General features: G+C 49.4%; 4 protein-coding genes. 3 read left to right on the plus strand and 1 reads right to left on the minus strand.

From position 1 onward, the window contains the following. The 3 genes from OXG87_17605 to rfbB form a co-directional block, all read left to right on the plus strand. Positions 1 to 2,134, plus strand: a 2,134-nt coding sequence (locus OXG87_17605) for a hypothetical protein (GenBank protein ID MCY3871369.1), incomplete at its 5' end; no start/stop codon positions are given. A gap of 216 nt (positions 2,135 to 2,350) precedes the next feature. Further along, positions 2,351 to 2,554, plus strand: a complete 204-nt coding sequence (locus OXG87_17610) for a CopG family transcriptional regulator (protein ID MCY3871370.1) — start codon at positions 2,351 to 2,353, stop codon at positions 2,552 to 2,554. A 320-nt stretch (positions 2,555 to 2,874) separates the two neighbouring features. Continuing rightward, positions 2,875 to 3,888: a dTDP-glucose 4,6-dehydratase gene (gene rfbB / locus OXG87_17615; GenBank protein ID MCY3871371.1), complete on the plus strand. Its 1,014-nt coding sequence runs from the start codon at positions 2,875 to 2,877 to the stop codon at positions 3,886 to 3,888. Positions 3,889 to 3,945: 57 nt separating this feature from the next. Here rfbB and OXG87_17620 read toward each other — a convergent pair. Beyond that, the coding region (locus tag OXG87_17620; protein ID MCY3871372.1) for an ATP-binding cassette domain-containing protein at positions 3,946 to 4,654 on the minus strand (709 nt) is incomplete at its 5' end.

Genomic DNA, 4,654 nt, shown 5'->3' on the forward strand with positions numbered 1-4,654 from the left:
AATTGAGTGCCCGACGGAGGTATTTCAATTTGATCTGAAAGTGTGGCCGGAAAAGAGGGTTTGGTCTTGGCTACGGGAACAAACATGCAACCATAACGTTGTTGCTGTTCCAAAAGGCAAGGTGCTTGCCATCGGCCTGATTGATGATATACGGGAAATATTTGGAGACAATATCAAAGGTGAGATCCAACGAACGCCAGTGGAGCCGGAGGAATTTCGATATGAGGATGGCGCGATAGTTTCGTTGATGCGGGAAGCATTGGTTAATACCATGGCTGATACGGCTGGCATCAAAACGGATGGCCGTAGAGAATTGTGGCTTTCACAGTCCGTTAAAACGACCCAGCAAGGTGGAATGAAATGTATTGCCTATGAGTCGATTCTATTGTTTATACGCCGGATAGGAAATAGGCAATATCTGGTTTTGAAGCCATCTATCAAAGTACTGGATGCTAATGGAGAACAGGTGCCTTATCAAATCGCTAACTCAATCAAACTGAATATTCTTGGCTGGCAACACAACAAACCTTTTAATAAAGTCATGATGAAATGGCGTAGCGAGTTGTTTCCTTACCATGGATTGAATCTCTTTGAATATCCCCCAAACTGTGGTTCAACATTCAAATTCAAGGTATATCGTTCTCCAATCTTTGCTGGAATCAGCCATACAGGCAGCTCTTCTTTAAAAATTTCCAAGGGCATGCAGCCCCTCCTAAAGCATCAAGGTACAGAACTTCTCGAGCCACCACTTGTATTTTCCAATCGTAGTGCTTCAGGACAAATAAAAGACACACATCCAATAAAAGGTGTGGTGAATAATAGACCTTACGATTTTGCTCTGACGCAAAGGGGGCTTGCTCCTTCGGTGCGAATTGGCGTTATATGCCCACATACAGAAGCGAGAAAGCTCCATGCCTACCTTGCTCAAGCACACAGGCATCACAGACCGGCGCAAAGTGAACGAGATTATCTGATTGAATATCCAAGCTTCCAACAGGCATACGGTCTGCCTTTGGAAATACCAAATATTGGTACTGCGGGGTGGGTCACTTGTCCTGAGCCACGAGAAACACACCCTCGACGAGGAGCGGTTGAGGTCGCAAGGCTAATCAACGACAGCATTCGAACCCTTCAATCGTCGTATGCACCCCAAGTAGTCTTGATCTTCTTTCCAGACCGCTGGAGTCAATTACGTGGATACAGCGATGAGGATGAACGTTTCGATGTACATGATTTCGTTAAGGCTTTTTGCGTTCAGCGTGGGGTAGCCACCCAATTTCTCAATCAGGATACTTTGTCTGGCGGACAGCAGTGCCGTATATGGTGGTGGCTTTCCCTCGCCCTGTATGTCAAAAGCAGGCGGACTCCTTGGGTGCTCGACAATCTGAGTGATGATACAGCCTTCGTGGGACTTGGTTTTAGCATTGACAGAACTGCCTCGCCGCATCAGCATGTGATTTTGGGATGTAGTCACATTTACAGCGCGCGTGGCGAGGGTTTGCAATATCGCCTCAGCAAAGTTGAAAATCCGATTATGCGCGGGCGTAATCCGTTCATGTCTAAAGACGATGCGAGGCGCGTGGGTGAGACCATCCGAGAGCTTTTTTATGAGGCGCATTCAAAGCTCCCCAGTCGCGTGGTACTACATAAGCGGACTCCATTTAGAAGAGATGAACGTGAAGGTCTTTTGGATGGATTGGGTAATGTTGAACAGATTGACATGTTAGAAATCCAAACAGAAAATGCTCTACGGTACGTGGCCTCTCAAACAGATCGCTACGGAAATATAGACGAGGACAATTATCCTGTGCGGCGCGGAACGGCTGTACAATTGGACGATTATACGGCCTTGCTTTGGGTTCACGGAGCGACAACAGCCGTTAATCCGAAATTAAAATATTTTCAGGGTAAACGGCGCATCCCTGCTCCTCTGACTATTCGTCGGCATGTGGGACAAACTGACCTTAAGCAAATCTGCGAAGAAATTCTCGGTTTGTCGAAGATGAATTGGAATACTTTTGACCTTTATACAAAAGCTCCTGCGACTCTCCACTCTTCCAACGAGATCGCCCGCATTGGCTCACTATTGCAGCGCTTTGGAGCCACATCATATGACTACCGTCTCTTCATTTAGTAGAACTAAAACAGGCAATCCCACCTCTATCGCAAAAACAATAACCCCAAACCAACACAATAGGAAGTCTCCGACCTTGAATCCAACACTCTGTCACTACCGTTCAATATTTTATGCCATTTTATTTTGAACGAACAGAAAGAAGACGTGTATGAATTGATGGCGATGCCAGATCGGTATCGTGTCTATCTTACAGCGTTGAGAGGGGATGGTAATATGGCGGCTACTATTCAACTGGCTCCCGAAGCTGAGAAACGAATTGATTCCCTCGTGGCGCGAACAGGGCACAGCAAGGATTTCTTTCTTAGAGAGATTATCAAACGCGGTCTTGAGGATGTGGAGGATTACTATCTTGCCGCAGACTTACTGGAGGGCGTCCGAGAGGACACAAAGGCGGTGTACTCAAATAATCCATCATAAAAAAACCATCCCAAAACACCATCAATTAAAGCCATCACGCACAGCGCGTGAGTCCGTCTCGTAGCGGACATTCTTATTGTATCCCAACTCTGAAGGCCATCTTGGATGGTATTTCCATAGAAGCGATTTGCGCTGTGCCAGCCCCTCGGCGTTTGAGAGCGGCATTTTTTGCCTACTTTTCTTCAGACGCTCAATCGCGTCTTCTCTGATGACAAAAAGTAGGTCGCCGAAGGCAGAACAAAGATAAAAGATGTGGAATCATCACCAACACTTTCGACAGGCAACGCATATCCTCCTAACCCGCATGAACGGAGAAAAATTTGAAGACAATGCTCATTACAGGCGGTGCCGGGTTTATCGGCAGCCATTTTGTGCGATATGTTCTCGATGCGTATCGCGATTATCGCGTTATCAATCTGGACAAGCTGACGTACGCAGGCAATCTGGATAATTTGCTGGATGTTGCGGACGATTCCCGATATGAATTTGTGCGGGGGGATATTTGCGATGCCGGGTTGGTCAATGATTTGATGCAGCGGGTCGATCTGGTGGTGAATTTTGCCGCGGAGAGCCATGTGGATCGGAGCATTATGGGTGCCGAGGAGTTTATGAAGTCCAATGCGCTGGGTGTGTACACGCTGCTGGCTGCAGCACGGGATTGCGGTGTTGAGCGGTTTTTGCAGGTGAGTACAGACGAGGTGTATGGATCTTTGGAAGAGGACGAAGATCCGTGGACGGAGTATGCACCGATTGCGCCGCGCAATCCCTATGCGGTGGCGAAGGCGTCCGGGGATATGATGGCGCGGGCGTTTGCCATTACATACAATTTGCCCGTGGTGATTACGCGCGCGTCCAATAATATTGGGGGGTTTCAATATCCCGAGAAGCGCGTGCCCATTTATATTACCAATGCGATGGATGATCTTGCATTGCCCGTGTATGGCGCGGGGACGGCGATTCGCGATCATCTTTATGTGACGGATCACTGCGAGGCGATTGATCTGGTGCTGCACAAGGGCGCGCAGGGCGAGGCGTATAATGTGGGGGGTGAGAATGAAGCGGATGGTCTTTCTGTTGCGGAAAAAATTCTTGAGTATTTGGAGAAGCCCAGAGATTTGATGCAGCATGTGGCTGATCGGCCCGGACACGATATGCGGTATTCTCTGAATGCGTCAAAAATTATGGCGCTGGGGTGGAAGCCAAAGTACAATTTTGAAGAGTCATTGCGCCTGACGGTTGAATGGTATCTGGGCAATGAAGATTGGTGGCGAAAAATTCGAGAGAGCGCAGGGTATCGAGAGTATTACAGGCGGCAATACGATGAGCGGAAATAGGTGGTGGGGATCTATAGAATAAAAGAAGCGTTCCAGTAAGCGATGGAGCGCTTTTTTTTATGGGGTTAAAATTTCTTTGAGGAAACGGCCCGTGTGGGAAGATGGATTTTGGGCGATGGTCTCTGGCGTGCCGGTTGCGACGATGTTGCCGCCTTTTTCGCCTGCGTCGGGTCCGAGGTCGATGACCCAGTCTGCGCGTTTGACGACGTCGAGGTTGTGTTCTATGATGAGAACAGTGTTGCCGCGGTCAACGAGGCGGTCGAGGACTTCGATGAGGACGCGGATGTCGTCAAAGTGCAATCCCGTGGTGGGTTCGTCGAGGAGGTAAAGCGTTTTGCCCGTGGCGGTTCGCGCCAGTTCGGTTGCGAGTTTGACGCGCTGTGCCTCGCCGCCAGAAAGCGATGTGGCGGGCTGGCCGAGGCGGAGATAACCCAGGCCCACGTCGGCGAGTGATTTGAGTTGTCGCTGCGCGGCTGGGATATTGCGGAAGAAGGTAAGAGCTTGATTTACTGTGAGGTTTAAGACGTCGGCTATTGAACTGCCTTTGTACCGGATTTCGAGGGTTTCTCTGTTGTATCGGCTGCCACCGCATACGTCGCAGGTGACGAATACGTCGGGGAGGAAGTGCATTTCAATGCGGCGTACACCATCGCCCAGACAGGCTTCGCAGCGCCCGCCTTTGATATTAAAGCTGAAGCGCCCGGCGCCATAACCGCGCACTCTGGATTCGGGCAATTGGGCGTAGAGTTCGCGTATGGCTGTGAAG

The organism is Gemmatimonadota bacterium, from assembly GCA_026706845.1.
Classification (GTDB): Bacteria; Latescibacterota; UBA2968; order UBA2968; family UBA2968; genus VXRD01.